Consider the following 17,414-nt stretch of genomic DNA (forward strand, 5'->3'; position numbering starts at 1 on the left):
TCGTTCAACTCGATGTCCAGACCGAGACGCCTCAGTGGACCGCGCGGCACGTCAGGTGAGCGTCTTTTTCCGCCAATCTCCGCCACTTCTCGCCAAACCGGTCCGGGGTCGGCCTGTCGCGCCCGGAACCCCGTGGGCTCCTGGGCATCATCCAACACGGCAGGACACCACCCGGACATCACGTCCGCGGCACACGCACCTGGGCAGGTCCCTCGACACGGCGTCGGCTGGGGTTTCGCGGCCGGTGCCGCGGCACGCGCGCCTCGACGAAAGCCCTCCCACATGAGCACCCCAGCGTCGTCACCCTCGCCACCATCGTCGAAAGTGGCCGGAATCCACCCTCCGCTCCCCCCGGTACAGCACACTCCCGGGCCGCCGAGCCAGGAGAACCGCAGGTCCGCGGCGATCCGCCGCCCCGGCCTCACCGAGGACCGACTCGCGGGCTGGATCTCGGACCTCACCACCGTTCAGGCGCTCACCGAGCGTATCGGTCGCACCGGCACACTCGCCGAGGCCATCCACGAAACCCTCCACGCCGGCGCGAGCCTGCTCGGCGCGCGCCGCGCGTTCCTGGCGCTGCGCCCCCTGGAGCCGCCGGGCCCCTGGCAGTCCCCCGGCGGCGAACAGCTCGCCGGGCTCGGCCTCGACCGGGCCGACCTGGGCCAGTGGGAGACGGTCCCCCGCGCCTCCGCCTGCCACACCCGGCTGCTGGACGCCCGTCCGGGGGCCGAACCCACCGAGATCGGCCACCGGGACATCGCGGGCGAGAGCGCCCTGCACCCCCAGCACCGCGCGGTCGCCGCGCGCCTGGGCTGCGCGGCGAGCTACGCGCTGCCGCTGACCACGGACGCCGAGCATCCGCTGGGCGCCGCGGTCTGGCTCTTCGACCGGCCGGGCGTCCCGGAGCCGCGGCAGCGGCAGCTGCTCGCCCGCTGTCTGCGCCCCGCCGCGCGGCATCTCGCCGGCCGGCTGGAGCTGAGCCGCGCCCGGCGGGCGATCGCCACGGTCCGGGACGAGCTGCTGCCGGCCCGGCTGCCACGGCTGCCGGGCGTCGCCCTCGCCGCGCGGCAGCGCGCCGAGCCGCTGGGCGGCGCCGTCTGCTACGACGCGCTGGCGCTGCCGGACGCGGGTCTCGGCCTGGCCATCGGCGCCACGCCCGAGACGGGGCCGGCGGCGCTGGCCGCCATGGGGCGGCTGCGCGCCGGGCTGCGCGCCTACGCGGTGATGGAGGGGGAGGATCCGGTGGCCGTGCTCTCCGATCTTGAGCTGCTGCTGCGGCTGACCGAGCCGGGACATGCGGCCACCGCGCTCTTCGGATACGCGGAGCCGGCCGTCCGTCGGCTGGTGTTCGCCTCGGCCGGACACCCGCCGCCGCTGGTGATCGGGGAGCGGGGGGCCGAGTACGCCGACACCGCGCTCTCGGCGCCGCTCAACATGCTGGCGTGCTGGGAGGCGCCCAGCGTCGAGCTGGAACTCAACGGCGGCGAAACGGTCCTGCTCTACAGCGAGGGGATGCTGCGCCGTGCCGGCTGGCCATCGGACGCCGCCTTCACCCGCCTGCGGGCCGCCGCCGCCGACGCCCCACCGGCGGCCCGCGCCGATCCGGAGGCGCTGCTCGACCACCTGCTGACGGCGCTGCCCCCGCGTCCCCGCGCCGGCGGCCGTCCGAACGCCGACACGGTGCTGCTGGCGGCCCGTTTCCACTGATCAGCCGGTCGCCTCCGAGCTACCCGAGGGTCGCGTGTGACGTACCAACCCCTGTCCGGGTGCGAAAGCCCGACCTACCATGGGGACGACCGGAAGACGAGCGGGCGCCAGGGCCTGTCCGCACCGGGGACGCCCCGCTGGGACGCCCCGGTGCGGACAGCCGCTGGGCCGGCGGTGAAGGAGGCCAGAAGTGGCGGAAGACCAGGTCACGAAGACCGAAGCGGCGATCCCGGGCGGCGAGCCGACGTCGGAGACCGCCACCTCGCCGACGGAGCAGGCCGAGACGGCCGACAAGGCCGAGCAGGCCAAGGGGCGCAAGAACGGCGTCACCCGGTCCGTCTCGGACGAGCTGGCCGAGAACATGAAGCAGGGCTGGGCGGACACCGAGCGGCCTGATCTCGACCCGATCCCGCAGGCCGGACACACCGCCGAGCGCCGCTCCGCGCTCTCCGCCCGCTTCCCCGGCGAGCGTCTCGTCATCCCGGCCGGCCGCCTCAAGACCCGCTCCAACGACACCGACTACCCGTTCCGGGCCAGCGTCGAGTACGTCTATCTGACCGGCGACCAGTCCGAGAACGGTGTGCTGATCCTGGAGCCGACCGGCGAGGCGGGCCACCAGGCCACGCTCTACCTGCTGCCGCGCTCCGACCGCGAGAACGGCGAGTTCTGGCTCAGCGGCCAGGGCGAGCTGTGGGTCGGCCGGCGCACCAGCCTCACCGAGGCCGAGCGGCTCTACGGCCTGCCCGTCGCCGATGTGCGGACGGTGCCGGAGCTGCTGCGGGCGGCGAAGGGCAGGGTGCGGCTGGTCAGGGGGCATGACGCGCCCCTCCAGGAGGCGCTCACCGACAAGGTGACGGCCGAGCCGGACGAGGAGCTGCGGGTCTTCCTCTCCGAGCTGCGCCTGGTCAAGGACGACTTCGAGATCGCCCAGCTGACCCACGCCTGCGAGGCCACGGCGCGCGGCTTCGAGGACGTGGTGCGGGTGCTGGACCGCGCCAAGGCCACCTCGGAGCGCTATATCGAGGGCACCTTCTTCCTGCGCGCCCGGGTCGAGGGCAACGACGTCGGCTACGGCTCGATCTGCGCGGCCGGGCCGCACGCCACCACGCTGCACTGGGTGCGCAACGACGGCCAGGTGCGGGACGGCGAGCTGCTGCTGCTCGACGCCGGTGTCGAGACCACCGAGCTGTACACCGCTGACGTCACCCGCACGCTGCCGATCAACGGGCGGTTCGACGCGCTCCAGCGGAAGATCTACGACGCGGTCCACGAGGCGCAGGAGGCCGGCATCGCGGCCGTGCGTCCAGGCGCCAAGTACCGCGACTTCCACGAGGCCGCGCAGCGGGTGCTGGCCGCGCGGCTGGTGGAGTGGGGCCTGGTGGAGGGGCCGGTGGAGCGGGTCCTGGAACTGGGCCTCCAGCGTCGTTGGACACTGCACGGCACGGGCCACATGCTGGGCCTCGACGTGCACGACTGCGCCGCCGCCCGCCAGGAGACCTATGTGGAGGGCGTCCTGGAGCCCGGCATGTGCCTGACGGTGGAGCCGGGTCTCTACTTCCAGCCCGACGATCTGACGGTGCCGGAGGAGTATCGGGGCATCGGCGTCCGGATCGAGGACGACATCCTGGTCACCGAGGACGGGAACGTGAACCTCTCTGCCCAGTTGCCGCGCACCTCGGCGGAGGTCGAGAGCTGGATGGCCCAGCTGCGCGGCTAGCGAGTCGGCACAAGACTGGCGGTCAGGTGTCAAGAGGGCCATTTGGGGTACAGCCTGGGAACACGGGCGCGCGCCGACGCGTTGACCGAGTCACATATCTCTGAAAGGAGAGCTCGTGTCCGCCCAATCGACGGACCCTGACGGGCATAGTCCCGGACCACCTCGCCCGCATCTGGCTTATCGCGGCACACGGCGAGGTGGTGTCAGTTGAGTGCCGCACTCGGTTTGCTCGCCGTCCTCGTGTTGACGGTGGGAACCGGCTATTTCGTCGCCCAGGAGTTCGCCTTCGTGGCCGCCGACCGGCTGGCCCTCGGCCGTGAGGCCGCGGCGGGCGACAAGCGCGCCGCACGGGCCATGAAGGTCCAGGAGCGGCTTTCGTTCATGCTCTCCGGCGCCCAGCTCGGGATCACGGTCACCGGGCTGATCGTGGGCTTCCTCGCCGAGCCGGCGCTGGCCGCGCTGCTCGATCCGGTGGTGGCGGGCTTCGGCCTGCCGGCAGCCGCCGTCAGCGGCATAGCGCTGGCGCTGGCCTTCGCCCTGGCCACCGGCATCCAGATGGTCTTCGGGGAGCTGGCCCCCAAGAACCTGGCGCTCGCCGTGCCCGAGCGGCTGGCCAAGGGCCTGGCCGCTTCCACCCTGGTCTACCTGCGGGTGGCCGGGCCGCTGATCCGGGTCTTCGACACCGCGGCCAACCGGCTGCTGCGCCGGGTCGGCATCGAGCCGGTCGAGGAGCTGCACCACGGAGCGACGCTGGAGGAGCTCGGCCATCTGATCGACGAGTCCCACGAGCACGGCCAGCTGCCGCGCGCGACGGCCGAGCTGCTCGACCACGCGCTGGAGTTCTCCGAGCGCAACCTGGCGGAGGTGATGGTGCCGCGCGTCGAGGTCAACTCGGTTCGCGCGCTGTCCCCGGCCTCGGAGGTCGTGGAGCTGATCAGGGACCACGGCCACTCCCACTATCTGGTGATCGGGGATCGGATCGACGACATCGTCGGTGTGGTCGGGGTGCGTGAGCTGATGCGGCTCAGCCCCGAGCGGATCACCCGCCGCACGGCCGGTGCGCTGGCCAGGCGCGCGGTGCTGCTGCCCGACACCCTGCCGCTGCCGGGTGCGATGGAGCAGATGCAGGCGGCGGGCGAGGAGTTCGCCGTGGTGCTGGACGAGTACGGCGGGCTCGCCGGGATCGTCACGCTGGAGGACATCGCCGAGGAGCTGGTCGGGGAGATCGCCGACGAGAGCGACCTCGTCGAGGAACTGGCCGTGCCCGACGGCACCGGCTGGCTGGTCGACGCCGGCCGGCGGGTGGACGAGGTGGCCGAGGCCACGGGTCTGCCGCTGCCGACGGACGACTCCTTCGAGACGGTGGCCGGCCTGGTCATCGAGCACTGCGGTCGGTTCCCGGCCGTGGGGGATCGGATCGAGGTGGCGTTGAACGACGGCAGGGGCGCGGTGCTCGAAGTGCTGGCCCTGGATCGCCGGGTGCCGGAGCGGATACGGCTTCATGCCCTGCCTGCGGCTCCCGACACCGTGTCCGAGGGCCGTGAGGCCCCGGTGCGGGAGGTGGCCGCCGAGGCCACGCCCGCACTGACCAGCCAGCGAGAGGGACAGCCTTCATGAGTCCCGGAATGGCAGCGGCGATCACGCTGGTGCTGCTGGTCGGCAGTGGTTTCTTCGTCGCGGCCGAGTTCGCCCTGGTGGCCGCCAAACGGCACCGGGTCGAGGCGGCGGTGGCGGACGGACAGCGCGGCGCCAAGGCCGCGCTGTCCGGAATGCAGGAGCTGTCGCTGATGCTGGCCGGTGCCCAGCTGGGCATCACCGCCTGCACGCTCGGCCTGGGCAGCATCTCCAAGCCGGCCATCTCGCACGAGGTGGATCCGGTGCTCCAGAGCCTCGGCCTGCCGACCAGCCTCTCCTACGGCATCGCCTTCGTCTTCGCGATGTCGGTGGTGGTCTTCCTCCACATGGTGCTCGGCGAGATGGCGCCCAAGTCCTGGGCGATCTCCCGGCCCGAGCGTTCGGCGATGTTGCTCGCGCCGACGTTCCGCGCGACGGTGCGGGCGGTCAGGCCGCTGATCTGGGTGCTCAACAAGATCAGCAACGGGCTGGTCCGGCTCTGCCGGGTCGAGCCGCGCGAGGAGCTGACCAGCGTCAACGACCGGGAGCAGCTGACCCATCTGGTCGCCGAGTCCCAGCGGTTGGGGTTGATCAGCGAGGCCGACTCCGGTCTGATCAGGCGCTCGCTGACCGAACCCCAGACGCCGGTCGGCGCCTTCCAGGTGCCGGCGCGGGAGATCGTCTCGGTGCCGGCGGGTGCGAGCGCGGACGCCATCCTCGCCGCGGCCTCGGCCAGTGACCACACCCGGCTGCTGGTCGCCGACGGCGAGCGGGTGGTCGGCTCGGTGCACGCGCGCGACGCCGTGGTGGCCAGGGCGCGGGGGCAGCGGGCGACCGCGGCCGAGCTGGCCCGGCCGGTGCCCGAGCTGACGGCCGAGGACACGGTCGCCTTCGCCGTCGAGCAGCTGCGCCAGCGGCGGGCCTCGTTGGCCGTGGTGCGGGACGCCGAGGGTCGGCTGACGGGCCTGATCAGCCTGGACGACCTGCTGGTGCGGCTGATGACGCCCCAGCCGTCCTAGTCCCGGTCGGCGCCGGTCGTCCCGAGCGCCGCCGGAACGAACGAGGGGCCGTGGCAGGTTGCTGCCACGGCCCTTCGTGCTGCGCTGTCCCGCTCGGGGGCTCGCTCAGTCGACCGTGACCGACTCGATGACGATGTCCTCGACCGGACGGTCGCCCGGCTCGGTCTCGGTGGTGGCGATGGCGTCCACCACGGCGCGGCTCTCCTCGTCGGCCACCTCGCCGAAGATGGTGTGCATCCCGTTGAGGTGCTCGGTGGGCTCGACGGTGATGAAGAACTGCGAGCCGTTGGTGGCGGGGCCCGAGTTTGCCATGGCCAGCAGGTAGGGCTCCTCGAAGGTCCGCCCCGCGTCGAACTCGTCGGCGAACTGGTAGCCGGGGCCGCCGGTGCCGTTGCCCGCGGGGTCGCCGCCCTGGATCATGAAGCCCTCGATGACCCGGTGGAAGATGGTGCCGTCGTAGAGCGGGCTCTCGCCCTCCTGGCCCTGCCAGGGGAGCGTGCCGTCGGCCAGGCCGACGAAGTTGGTGACGGTCAGCGGCGCCTCGTCGGGGAAGAGCGTGACCGCGATATCGCCCTCGCTGGTGTGCAGCACCGCGCTGGTCGCCTCCGTCGGCTCCACTCCGCTGGGGCCTTCGAGCGCCGGCTGCCCGTCGGTTCCCTGATCGCCGGGGGCCGGCGACTCGTCGCCCGGGGCCGCGGAGCTCTCGGAGCCGTTGTCGTCCTGCGCGCCCCCGTCCCCGTCGTCCGAGTCAGAGCCGCACGCGGTCAGCAGCCCGAGGCAGAGCAGCGCCGTGGCCAGTCGCCGTGGAGAACGGATCATCTGACATGCCTTCCGATGCGGGGGGTGAGAACAAGGGGTAAAACAAACAGGCTCATCATGCCTCACCGCTTCCCCACGCGCCTCCCCCCGGGAAGAGGAGAAACGGTGGGGAACACCCCCCACCGCACCGTTTGTAGCCAGTTGAACACAACGCGTGACGACCCTTGTTAACCTGGGCCCCCGGGCCGCAGCAGCGTCCGGGCCACCCGCACCAGAAACGCGTCGCCGATGACCTCTCTCGCCCTGGGCCCCGCCTGGTTGGATCCGGAACACCTCATTCAGACCTTTGGCCTGATCGGCATCCTGCTGGTGGTGTTCGCCGAGTCCGGCCTTCTGATCGGCTTCTTCCTGCCAGGCGATTCGCTGCTGTTCACCACGGGCCTGCTGGTCGCCAGTGGCCGCTATCTCCACCACCCGCTGTGGCTGGTCTGCCTGTTGATCGTGATCGCGGCCGTGGTGGGCGACCAGGTCGGCTATCTCTGCGGCCGGAAGGCGGGCCCGGCGCTGTTCAGGCGGCCGAACTCGCGGCTCTTCAAGCAGGAGAACGCGGCGAGGGCACACGCCTTCTTCGCCAAGCACGGCCCCAAGTCGCTGGTCATGGCCCGTTTTGTGCCGGTGGTGCGGACCTTCACCCCGATCGTCGCCGGGGTGAGCGCGATGGCCTACCGGCCGTTCGTGATCTTCAACCTGCTCGGCGGACTGCTCTGGGGGGCCGGAGTGACGTTGCTCGGCGCCTCGCTCGGCGAAGTGGCGTTCGTCCACGAGAACATCGAGGCGATGCTGATCGGGATCGTGCTGCTCTCGGTGCTGCCGATCGCGGTGGAACTGCTGCGGGCGCGCAGGGGTGCGGGACGGGCGCCGTCGGCGTCACCGGCGGCGGGGGGCCAGCCCGAGGCGCCCCCGGCCGATCCCGGTCAGGGCCAACCCGTCTAGGGCGGGCGGGCCGGAGGCCGGGCGGCGCGTCCGGGCGCGGAGGCGTGGGCTCAGCTCTGCGGGGTGGTGGGCTTGACCTCGTCCACCGGGCGGGCGCTGGTCACATCGCCGGGCGCGGCCTGGATCGTCCGGGGCGCGGGGGCCGGCGCCGGCTCCTCCTCGGCGTTGGCCGCGGTGGTGCTCGTCTTCGACTCGGACCTCATCGCGCTTGTCTCGCTCTTCAGGATGCGCGCGCTCTTGCCCAGCGATCTGGCCAGGTCAGGCAGCCGCTTCGCGCCGAAGACCAGCAGCGCGACGACGAGGAGCAGCAGGATTTCCCTGATTCCGATCTGACCCATGATCCAACCTCCGGCGATGTATCAGCATGTTCCGCACCTTCGGCCACGGTAGCGCGCCGGCGGCCGAGAAGACAGAAGCCCAGGGGCCATATCCGTTCCGGTCCGCCGCACCGGGGCCGGGAGATGACCACGACGCGGCGGCGGGCAGGACCCTTGGAACCCGGGGAACCTCAGATGTTCACTCCGAAGTCGCTCGCGATCCCCGCCAGCCCGGAGGCGTACCCCTGGCCGACCGCGCGGAACTTCCACTCGCTACCGCGCCGATACAACTCGCCGAAGATCATGGCGGTTTCGGTGGCCGCGTCCTCGCTCAGGTCGTAGCGGGCGATCTCGGCGCCGCCGGCCTGGTTGACCACGCGGATGAACGCGTTCTGCACCTGGCCGAAGCTCTGCTGCCTGGCATGGGCGTCGTGGATGGACACCGGGAAGACGATCTTGGAGACCTCCGGCGGCACCGTGGCCAGGTTGATCTTGATCGACTCGTCGTCCCCGTCGCCCTCGCCGGTGAGGTTGTCCCCGGTGTGCTCCACCGAACCGTCCGGGCTGGTCAGGTTGTTGTAGAAGACGAAGTGCCCGTCGGAGATGACCTTCCCCGAGTCGTCACACACCAGGGCACTGGCGTCCAGGTCATAGTCCGTGCCAGTGGTCGTGCGTACGTCCCACCCCAGGCCGACCACCACGGCGGTCAGCCCCGGTGCCTCCTTGGTCAGTGAGACATTGCCTCCCTTGGAAAGCGAAACTCCCACGTTCTCCTCCTGAACTCGCTGCTCGTGCTCTCGCTCCTGGCGCACCAGGAGCGCTGCCGAAAATCTACAACACTGTAGAAGCAAGCCGACGGGCCTGACCTCCGCATACCCCGCCTCGTTACGATGACCCACGGCGGCGGCAGTTTGGAGTGGTGGTGGACGCGACGGCGGACCGGGGGCCTGGCCCGCGCAAACGAGGCCGCGGGGAGTTGGAGGCCCAGGTGCTGGCCACCCTACGACTGGCGCCCGGGCCCGTGACGGCCGGTTGGGTCAGGGAGCAGTTGGACGGCCTCGCCTACAGCACCGTGATCACCATCCTGACCAGGCTGCACGAGAAGCACGCGGTCTGCCGGGAGCGCGCCGGCCGTTCGTTCCTGTGGACGCCGGCGGCGGACGAGGCCGGCCTGGCCGCGCTGCGGATGCGCCGGGTGCTGGAGGGCCAGGAGGACAGGGACGCCGTGCTGGCGAGCTTTGTCACCGCGCTCACCCCGGACGACGAGCGGCTGTTGCGCCGGCTGCTCAACCCCGGCCAGGCGCCGGACGGGGAGTGAGGCGGCGTGGGATGGATGGTGCTGCTTCCGCTGGTGGCGCCTCTGACGGCGCTGCCGATCGGGAAGTTGGCCGAGCAGCAGTCCCATCCGCGCGCGGCCGTCCGGCTGTTGACGTCCGTCTCCGTGGTGCTGGCCTCGTGCAGCACGCTCTCGCTGGTGCTGCTCGCCGTGGTGGGCACCGCCCAACTCCCCGGCAACCCGCTGCCGGACAGCTGGTCGGACCCGGAGGTCAGGGCGGCCGTCCCCTATGACGCCACCCTGGGCATCGCGGCCATCGTGCTGTTGACGGGGATCCTCGCCACCACCGGCGCCGCGCTGCTGCGGCAGGCACGGACGCGAAGCCGGGCGCGCCGCGCCCTGGCCGGGCTGCCGGCGACGGCGGACCCGGCCGTGCTGCCGGACCAACACCCGTACGCCTACGCCCTGCCGGGGGGTCGACGCCTGCCGGGGCGGATCGTGGTCTCCAGCGGGATGCGGGCCGGTCTCAGCGCCGACGAGTACCAGGCGCTGCTGGCCCACGAACGGGCCCATCTGGCCGGCCGCCACCACCGCTATCTGCTCGCCGGCGAACTGGCCGCCCGCGCCCACCCGTTGCTCACGCCGCTGCGCGGCGCCGCCGCCTACGCGACGGAGCGGTGGGCGGACGAGGAGGCGGCGCGGGCGGTGGGCGACCGGGGGCTGACCGCGCGGGCGGTCGGCCATGCCGCGCTGGTCGGGCGCCCGCCCGCGGGGCTCGGCGGGCCGGCGTTCGCCGCCGGCCCGGTGCCCCGCCGGGTGGCGGCGCTGCTGCGCCCCGACCCACCGGCGCACCGCTGGCCACCGCCCAACACCAGGGCCGGCCTCGCCGCCCTGATAGCGACCGCGGGCACCGCGGCCTCGGCCCTCTCGGCCCTCAACGCCGCCGTGGCCCTCTTCCTGGTCCTCAAGGCGGCGACCTCCCTCTGAGGGGGGCGGACGACGAAGGCCCCCGGGCCGGGCCCCGTCCCTCGGACCCTCGCGGGCTCGCGACGGTCCGGGAGAGGGGCCCTGGGACGCCCGGGGGCCGATCCGTCAGAGGTCGAACTCGGCCGGCGGCAGGCCGAGGGTGTGGCAGGCCTGCCTGACCAGGTCGCGCTCGGCGGCGTCGAAGTCGCCGTCGGCGCCGCCGATCACGATGCCGATCTGGATGACCGCCCGCGCCTCGGCCGGCTTCTTCTTCGCCTTGCCGATCTCCTGGAGCACACCGACCTTGCCCAGCTCGAAGTCGGCGATCAGCTGGTCGAGATAGCCGTCGAACCGACGCTGAAGATCGTTGGCCTCGAAGTTCTGGAGGACCTCGTTGCTGGTGATCAGCTGGGAGACCCGGCGTCGCTCGGCCGGATCGACCTGACCGTCGGCGGCCGAGACCAGCGCGCAGATCGCCATGCTCGCGTCACGGAACGCACCGCTCTTGAGGTCGTTCTTCTTGGCGTTGAGCTGCGTCTGCATCGAGGAGGCGGATTCCTTGATTCGGTCCCACAGTGCCATAGCCACTCCAAAGGGTTATTTCTACGCCTCGGGAGAACGTAGCAGCTCGACGATCACCGAGGAGGCGTCGGCCCCTTTTTGGGAACCTTGACCAAGACCTTACGAGGCTTTCAACAAGGCTGCGTCCGCACGCCACTTGAGAATCTTGTCAAAGGTGACGACGGCGCCGCCGCTGCCCGGTTGGTTCCCGAATCGGACGCGGTCGGCGAGCGCCTCGATCAGCAGCAGCCCGCGCCCGCCGGGCAGCAGCTCGGGCGACTCGGGCGCGGCCGGCCGCGCCTGGCGGCCGTGCGGGAAGCCGGGGCCGCAGTCCGTCACCTCGATGCGGCACATGTCGCCGTAGATCGAGGCGGTGACCCGATAGACCTCGGAGACGCCGCCGCCGTGCTGGACGGCGTTGGCGCAGGCTTCCGACAGCGCGACGGACAGCTCGTGGGAGATGTCGCCATCCACCCCCGCCGTCTCCATCGCACCGAGCAGCAGCCGTCGGGCCAGCGGGACGCTGGCCGCCTCACGGCGGAGTTGCAGAGACCACCAGATGCTCATGCTCAGCCTCCTGGCCGCGGCTCGACATATCCTTAGGTATTGCCTACCCACCCGTCCCGTAAGCGTGTGATTGACCCAACACACCCCATTCGGCGGATGGCACGGGAGACATTGGTCGATATGGGAAGTCCCCGCTGGGGATGAGGCGCCGCGCAGATGTACGAGTCGTGTCCCCTCGGGGTCGGCGCTCAGCCCGCAGTGCGATGATGGGCTGGCCATGCGTGCGGGAGCTGATCTGCGTCTGCTGAGGGCCGCGGTGTTCGCCGCGGCCTCCGCGACGTTGGCCGCCGCCGGGCATCTCTCCGGCGGTGGGCCCGGGGTTCCGCTGTGGTCGCTGGCCGTCGGCTGGCTCGCGGTCTGGGCGTTCGCCGCCTGTTTCGCCGGGCGGGAGCGCCGTTCCTGGCCGGCCATCGCGGTCACGCTGGCCGCCGCCCAACTCCTGCTCCACCTGCTCTACTGCCTCGGTCAGCATCTCGCCGCCGGGTCTCAGGCCGGCGGTGGGCACGGCGATGTCCTCGCGCTGGCCGGCCGGCTGGTCTGCGGCGACCACGCGGCCTCCCTCACCGAGGGGGACGCCCGCCAGCTGCTCAGCGACAGCGGGTTGAGCCCCGACCATCCGGCCGGACATCTCGCCGGCCACGCCGCTGGCGGCGTGGGGGACGCGCTGCTCGCCGGGTTGGCCTCGTTGGCCTCCTGGCCGATGCTGCTCGGCCATCTGCTGGCCGCGCTGGCCGCCGGCTGGCTGCTGCGGCAGAGCGAGGCCGCGCTCTGGCAGGGCGTGCGGCTGGCCGATGCCCGCCCCGTCGCGCCGGCTTGGGCGCGCGCGCTGTTCGCCGCGCTCGGGCTCTCGTTGCGACCGACCACGCTGGTCGGCGCGCGCCCCCCTGCCGTGCCCCGGCAGGCCCTGGCGGAACGGGACCATCCCACCCCGGCGACGCGCGGCACCGTGCTGCCCGACGCGGTGATCCGGCGCGGGCCGCCGGTCTCCTCCTTCGCCCTCGCGGCCTGAGCACGCACTCGCCACCCTCCGGAAAGCGCTGGAACGCACCGGAGAACGCCGGAAGGAACCGGGACAGCCGGTCAGAGGCCGGGGCGGGAGTGCGGGCCTCGCCGCGCGCACCCGACCCGAACCGATCCGGACCCCCGAGGGGCCCCGGTCCGGTTCCCCCTGCTTCCCTTCCATCCCTTTCGGCTTTCTTCGGTCTTCTTCGTGGTCGTCGCCCGAGTCGGCGAGCGACCACGTCTCAGACGCCCCCATCAAGGAGGGTTCATCAGATGAATCACATCCGGAGCGGCGCTCGTGCCGCCGTCCTGCTGGCCGGCACCGCCGGCCTGTTCGCCCTCGCCCTTCCCGCGCAGGCCCATGTGGGGATCGACCCGAGCGAGGTCGAGCAGGGCGGCTACACCGTGGTCAACGTCAAGGTGCCCAACGAGCGGGACAACGCCTCCACCGTGGAGGTCGAGCTGCATCTGGACCCGGACTACCCGCTGACCTCGGTGATGCCGCAGCCGGTGCCCGGGTGGGACGTGGAGGTCGAGACCACGGAGCTGGACGAGCCGCTGGAGTCGCACGGCAACCAGATCACCGAGGTGCCCAGCGTGATCACCTGGTCCGGCGGCGAGATCGCCCCCGGCACCTTCCAGCAGTTCCCGCTCTCCATCGGCCGGCTCCCGGACACCACCGACCAGTTGGTGCTGAAGGCGATCCAGACCTACGACAACGACGAGGTCGTGCGCTGGATCGACGAGCCGACGGACGACGGTTCGGAGCCGGAGAGCCCGGCCGCCGTCCTCCGGCTCACCCCGGCGGCCGGGGACGGCCACGGCGCCGGCGATACGGCCGAGGGCGAGCAGGCCGCCACCGAGACCGACGACGCCCCTGGCGAGCGGGCAGCCGCCGATGACGACGGGGGCAAGGCCGACACCACGGCCCGCGTCCTGGCCGGCGTCGGCATCGCGGTCGGCGTCGCCGGCGTCGCCTTCGGCGTGCTGGCCGGCCGCCGCCGCGCCACGGACTGACCCCGCCCGTCCTTCCGCACGTGGGGCGGGGCCATCCCGCCTCGCCCCACGTTCCTCCCGAACTCTGGAACACAGAACAGACATGCGCACACGCACCCTGCGAAACGGCCTGCTCACGCTGGCGATCGCCGCCGCCCTGACGGCCTGTGGCTCGGACGGCGACTCAGCCGACAACAGCGAGGAGTCGTCAGCCGCCTCGATCTCCGGCGGGCCGGCCGAGGACGAGGGAACCGTCCTCGACACCCCGTTCGCCAAGCCCGAAGTGGTCCTCACCGACACCGAGGGCCAACCCTTCGACCTGGTCGAGGAGACGGCGGGCCATCCCACGCTGCTCTACTTCGGCTACACCAACTGCCCGGACATCTGCCCGCTGACCATGAGCAACATCGCGGTGGCCGCCTCCAGCAGCCTCACGCCCGAACAGCGCGAGGAGCTGCGGGTGGTGTTCGTCACCACCGACCCGGAGCGGGACACCCCCGAGTCGCTCGGCGCCTGGCTGAACGGCGTCGACCCCGAGTTCATCGGGCTGACCGGCGACTTCGAGCAGATCGCGGAGGCCGCCAGAAGCGTCGGCGTCGCCATCGAGCCCTCCTACGAGGAGGAGAACGGCGACATCGTCTCGACCCACGGCACCCAGGTGCTGGCCTTCCTGCCCGAGGACGACATGGCGCACGTCATCTACACCGAGGGCGTCACCCTCCAGACCTTCGAACGGGACCTGCCGAGCCTGGCCGAGGGGGAGCTGCCATGAGGGGCGCGAAGCCGCTCGCCGCGCTGCTGCTCGCCGGGGCCCTCGCCACCGGCTGCGCCGACGACGACAGCGCGGACTCCGCCGCGACGGAGCCGGGCGTCGGGCCGCGGCTCACCGTCAGCGACGCCTATATCCCCGAGCCGGTCAACGCCGAGGTGGCGGGCGGGTTCCTCACCCTGCGCAACGAGGGTGACGCCGACGACGAACTGGTCGGGGTCACCAGCGAGCTGACCGAGACGGTCGAGATCCACCAGACCGTGGACAACGCCATGCGGCAGGTGGAGGGCCTGCCCGTGCCGGCCGGCGGCACGCTGGCGCTGGAACGGGGCGGCGATCACCTGATGTTCCTCGATCTCCCGGAGGCGCTCACCGAGGGCGACACCGTCTCCATCGAACTGCGCTTCGCCACCTCGGCGCCGATCGCCGTCGAGGTCCCCGTCGAAGCCGCCACCCACACCGGGGAGTGAGCCCACCGCCATGACCACCGCCATCGCCCGTCCGCTGGCCGCGTTTCTGCTGGTCGCGGGCACGCTCGCCGCGCTGCTGCTGGGCGCGGGCCCGGCCGCCGCGCACGCCACCCTGACCGGCAGCACGCCAGCGGACGGCGAGGTGGTGGCCATGGCCCCCACCGAGGTCGGCCTCACCTTCTCCGAACAGGTCTCGCTGTCGGACGACGACGGCATCCGGGTGCTCGACCCCGAGGGCGAACGGGTGGACACGGGGGGCCTCCTCCGACGCGACGGCGCCGGCGCCTACGCCGTCGCGCTCAAGGCCGAACTCGCCGACGGCACCTACACGGTGGCCTGGCAGGCCGTCTCCAACGACAGCCATCCGATCGCCGGCGCCTTCACGTTCTCCGTCGGCGCGCCGTCCGAGACCAGCGTCGCGCTCCCCCAGGGCAACCCGGGGGAGGGTCTGGTGGGACTGCTCTACGACATCTTCCGCTACGCCGCCTACACGGGCTTCCTGCTGCTGGTCGGCCCCGGCGCCTTCGCCCTGCTCTGCTGGCCGGGGGCCGCCGGATCGCGCGCCGTGCAACGGATCACGCTGACCGGCTGGCTGACGTTGGGCGTCGCCACGGCCGTGCTGTTGCTGCTGCGGATCCCCTACACCACGACCGGCGAACTGGCGGACGTGTTCGATCTGGACGGCCTCGCCGAGGTCGTCGACTCCCGGGCCGGCACGGCGCTGTTGACACGGCTGGTGCTGATCTCGGCCGCCGCGCTGTTCGTGGCCCTGCTGCACGGCCGCTTCGCGCGGGCGCACGCGGACGGGGACGTCACCACGGCCAGGGACCTGCGGTTCGGCCTTGGCGTCGGCGGCGGGGCGCTGGCCGTGGGGCTGGCCGCCACCTGGGCGATGGCGGAGCACGCCGCCACCGGGCGCCAGACGGAGCTGGCCATTCCGGCGGACATCGTCCATCTGCTGGCGGTCGGCTGCTGGTTGGGCGGGCTGGTGACGCTGCTGGTGCTGCTGCGCGGCGACGTGCCGCCACCGGCACGGGCGGTGCGCCGCTTCTCGGCGCTCGCCCTCGGCAGCGTGACGGCTCTGGCGGTCACCGGGCTCTACCAGAGCTGGCGCCAGGTGGGCACCGCCTCGGCGCTCTTCGGGACGGACTACGGCCGGCTGCTGATCGCCAAGGTGGCACTGGTCGCGGTCCTGCTGGCCGTCGCCTGGACCTCCCGCCGCTGGACCGCCCTGACGGGCAGCTCCGCCGGCGAGACAGCGGCCCCCGACGGCGAGTTGGCCAACCGGTCTGCTGACGGGCCCGTGGCGAACGGCTCGGCCGCCGAGGGCGAGCCGGACGGGCCTGCGGCCGACGCCGAGACGGGCACCCACCAGGCGGCGGGCGAGGGCACGTTGAAGGGCCGTCCGGCAAGCAGGGCAACAGCCGACGGCGAGCTGACCGAAGGGCCTGCGGTCAGGCCGGCGAGCCACGGACAGCTGCCAAACGGGGCGGAGGCCGGCGACGGCGAGCCGGGAGGACCGTCGGCAGCCGGGCCGACCATGGGAACGACGGACCAGCTGTCGGCTGGAACACCCCTCGAACCCGCCGACGAGCCGGACGGTGGCGGCTCTGACGAATCAGCCGGTCGACCGCCGAAGACGCCTGACCAGCTGGCGGCTGAAACACCCCTCGAACCCGCCGACAACCCCACCGACGAACCCGCCGACAAGCCGGGCGGTGGCGGCTCCGACGAATCAGCCGGTCGACCGCCGAAGACGCCTAACCGGCTGGCGGCTGAAACACCCACCGAACCAACCGACGAGCCGGCCAACGGACCATCGGACGAACCGGTCGACAACCCCACCGACGAACCAACCGACAACCCCGCCGACGAGCCGGGCGATGGCGGCTCTGACCAATCAGCCGGTCGACCGCCGAAGACGCCTGACCAGCTGGCGGCTGAAACACCCACCGAACCCGCCGACGAGCCGGCCAACGGACCATCGGACGAACCGGTCGACAACCCCACCGACGAACCCGTCGGCCAAGCGGGCGGTGGCGTTTCTGGAGGGGCCGCCGGTCGGCCAGCGGGGGCGGCGGACGGCGGCGCCACAGCGGTCAGCGTCACGCGGGCGCGGCAGTTGGCGCGGCAGCGGGCCGCCGTGGATCGCGCGGCAAGCGCCCGGCGCAGGGACGCCGATCCGGCGCGGGCCGGCCTGCGGCGCTCGGTGCTGCTGGAGGCGGGCATCGCCGCCGTGCTGCTCGCGGTCACCACGGCGCTCACCGCCACCACGCCGGCGCGCACCGAGGCGGCCACGCCGGCCGGCGAGGAGGCCGTCGAGCCGGCACCGGTCCCGGTGCCCTACGACACCGGCGGCCCGGCCGGCTCCGGCACGGCGACGCTGGAGCTGACGCCCTCGGCCGTCGGCGACAACGTGCTGCACATCCTGCTCGCCGACCCCGAGGGCCGGGCGGCCGAGGCGGCCGAGGTCCGGGTCAGCCTCACCCTGCCGTCGGAGGGGTTGGGCCCGCTGCGCCACGAGCCGGCTCAGGTCACCGTCGGGCACTGGACCGCGACCGACGTGTCGCTGCCTCGTCCCGGAGAGTGGGAGCTGGCGCTGACCATCCGCACCTCCGAGATCGACCAGACCACCGAGACCACCACCGTCACCATCCCCTGACCCGAGCGGAACAGAAACC

The 17,414-nt window shown here is 72.5% G+C and carries 17 protein-coding genes; 12 read left to right on the top strand and 5 right to left on the bottom strand.

Annotation, left to right across the window (positions count from 1 at the left end; genetic code table 11):
• The first annotated feature begins 282 nt into the window (after positions 1-282).
• From K4G22_RS14475 to K4G22_RS14490, 4 genes are all read left to right on the top strand, one after another.
• Positions 283-1,707 carry a PP2C family protein-serine/threonine phosphatase gene (locus tag K4G22_RS14475; protein ID WP_425336683.1) on the top strand — a complete coding sequence of 475 codons (1,425 nt, stop codon included), beginning with the start codon at positions 283-285 and terminating at the stop codon, positions 1,705-1,707.
• 190 nt (positions 1,708-1,897) lie between these two features.
• Positions 1,898-3,424, top strand: coding sequence for an aminopeptidase P family protein (locus tag K4G22_RS14480; protein ID WP_425336684.1), 1,527 nt, complete (start codon positions 1,898-1,900; stop codon positions 3,422-3,424).
• Positions 3,425-3,631: 207 nt separating this feature from the next.
• The gene (locus K4G22_RS14485) at positions 3,632-5,041 is read left to right on the top strand and encodes a hemolysin family protein (RefSeq protein WP_228080650.1); all 1,410 of its coding nucleotides are present in this window, start codon (positions 3,632-3,634) and stop codon (positions 5,039-5,041) included.
• On the top strand, positions 5,038-6,057 hold the full coding sequence (locus K4G22_RS14490; RefSeq protein WP_228080651.1) for a hemolysin family protein: 1,020 nt from the start codon (positions 5,038-5,040) through the stop codon (positions 6,055-6,057). Before K4G22_RS14485 ends, K4G22_RS14490 begins: the two co-directional genes overlap by 4 nt.
• A gap of 105 nt (positions 6,058-6,162) precedes the next feature.
• Here the strand turns inward: K4G22_RS14490 and K4G22_RS14495 are convergent, their stop codons facing one another.
• Positions 6,163-6,675 carry a peptidylprolyl isomerase gene (locus K4G22_RS14495; RefSeq protein ID WP_228084083.1) on the bottom strand — a complete coding sequence of 171 codons (513 nt, stop codon included), beginning with the start codon at positions 6,673-6,675 and terminating at the stop codon, positions 6,163-6,165.
• 429 nt (positions 6,676-7,104) lie between these two features.
• Here K4G22_RS14495 and K4G22_RS14500 point away from each other — a divergent pair, with 429 nt between their 5' ends.
• A complete protein-coding gene (locus tag K4G22_RS14500) occupies positions 7,105-7,809 on the top strand; it encodes a DedA family protein (RefSeq protein WP_228080652.1) in 705 nt (234 codons plus the stop codon).
• 50 nt (positions 7,810-7,859) lie between these two features.
• On the opposite strand, the gene tatA is transcribed toward K4G22_RS14500, so the two are convergent.
• Positions 7,860-8,150: a Sec-independent protein translocase subunit TatA gene (tatA, locus tag K4G22_RS14505; protein ID WP_228084084.1), complete on the bottom strand. Its 291-nt coding sequence runs from the start codon at positions 8,148-8,150 to the stop codon at positions 7,860-7,862.
• A gap of 167 nt (positions 8,151-8,317) precedes the next feature.
• A complete protein-coding gene (locus tag K4G22_RS14510) occupies positions 8,318-8,893 on the bottom strand; it encodes a TerD family protein (RefSeq protein WP_228080653.1) in 576 nt (191 codons plus the stop codon).
• Positions 8,894-9,048: 155 nt separating this feature from the next.
• On the opposite strand from K4G22_RS14510, the gene K4G22_RS14515 reads away from it, so the two are divergent.
• Both K4G22_RS14515 and K4G22_RS14520 read left to right on the top strand, forming a co-directional pair.
• A complete protein-coding gene (locus tag K4G22_RS14515; protein ID WP_228080654.1) occupies positions 9,049-9,444 on the top strand; it encodes a BlaI/MecI/CopY family transcriptional regulator in 396 nt (131 codons plus the stop codon).
• A 6-nt stretch (positions 9,445-9,450) separates the two neighbouring features.
• Positions 9,451-10,389 (top strand): M56 family metallopeptidase, encoded by a 939-nt coding sequence (locus K4G22_RS14520; protein WP_228080655.1) that lies wholly within the window; start codon positions 9,451-9,453, stop codon positions 10,387-10,389.
• Positions 10,390-10,494: 105 nt separating this feature from the next.
• On the opposite strand, the gene K4G22_RS14525 is transcribed toward K4G22_RS14520, so the two are convergent.
• Together K4G22_RS14525 and K4G22_RS14530 are read right to left on the bottom strand one after the other, a co-directional pair.
• Entirely contained in the window at positions 10,495-10,950 is a 456-nt protein-coding gene (locus K4G22_RS14525; RefSeq protein ID WP_228080656.1) for a tellurite resistance TerB family protein, read from the bottom strand.
• Between the two features lie 99 nt (positions 10,951-11,049).
• Entirely contained in the window at positions 11,050-11,496 is a 447-nt protein-coding gene (locus tag K4G22_RS14530) for an ATP-binding protein (protein ID WP_228080657.1), read from the bottom strand.
• A gap of 217 nt (positions 11,497-11,713) precedes the next feature.
• Between K4G22_RS14530 and K4G22_RS14535 the strand changes: the two genes are divergently transcribed.
• The 5 genes from K4G22_RS14535 (at position 11,714) to K4G22_RS31985 (ending at position 17,395) form a co-directional block, all read left to right on the top strand.
• Positions 11,714-12,505 carry a hypothetical protein gene (locus tag K4G22_RS14535; protein ID WP_228080658.1) on the top strand — a complete coding sequence of 264 codons (792 nt, stop codon included), beginning with the start codon at positions 11,714-11,716 and terminating at the stop codon, positions 12,503-12,505.
• A gap of 266 nt (positions 12,506-12,771) precedes the next feature.
• On the top strand, positions 12,772-13,515 hold the full coding sequence (locus K4G22_RS14540) for a YcnI family copper-binding membrane protein (RefSeq protein WP_228080659.1): 744 nt from the start codon (positions 12,772-12,774) through the stop codon (positions 13,513-13,515).
• 82 nt (positions 13,516-13,597) lie between these two features.
• On the top strand, positions 13,598-14,266 hold the full coding sequence (locus K4G22_RS14545) for an SCO family protein (RefSeq protein WP_228080660.1): 669 nt from the start codon (positions 13,598-13,600) through the stop codon (positions 14,264-14,266).
• On the top strand, positions 14,263-14,733 hold the full coding sequence (locus K4G22_RS14550; protein WP_228080661.1) for a copper chaperone PCu(A)C: 471 nt from the start codon (positions 14,263-14,265) through the stop codon (positions 14,731-14,733). The genes K4G22_RS14545 and K4G22_RS14550 overlap by 4 nt, the downstream gene beginning before the upstream one ends.
• 10 nt (positions 14,734-14,743) lie before the next feature.
• On the top strand, positions 14,744-17,395 hold the full coding sequence (locus K4G22_RS31985) for a copper resistance protein CopC (protein WP_425336685.1): 2,652 nt from the start codon (positions 14,744-14,746) through the stop codon (positions 17,393-17,395).
• The last annotated feature ends 19 nt before the right edge of the window (positions 17,396-17,414 follow it).

The sequence above is a fragment of the Streptomyces profundus genome (assembly GCF_020740535.1).
Lineage (GTDB): Bacteria > Actinomycetota > Actinomycetes > Streptomycetales > Streptomycetaceae > Streptomyces > Streptomyces profundus.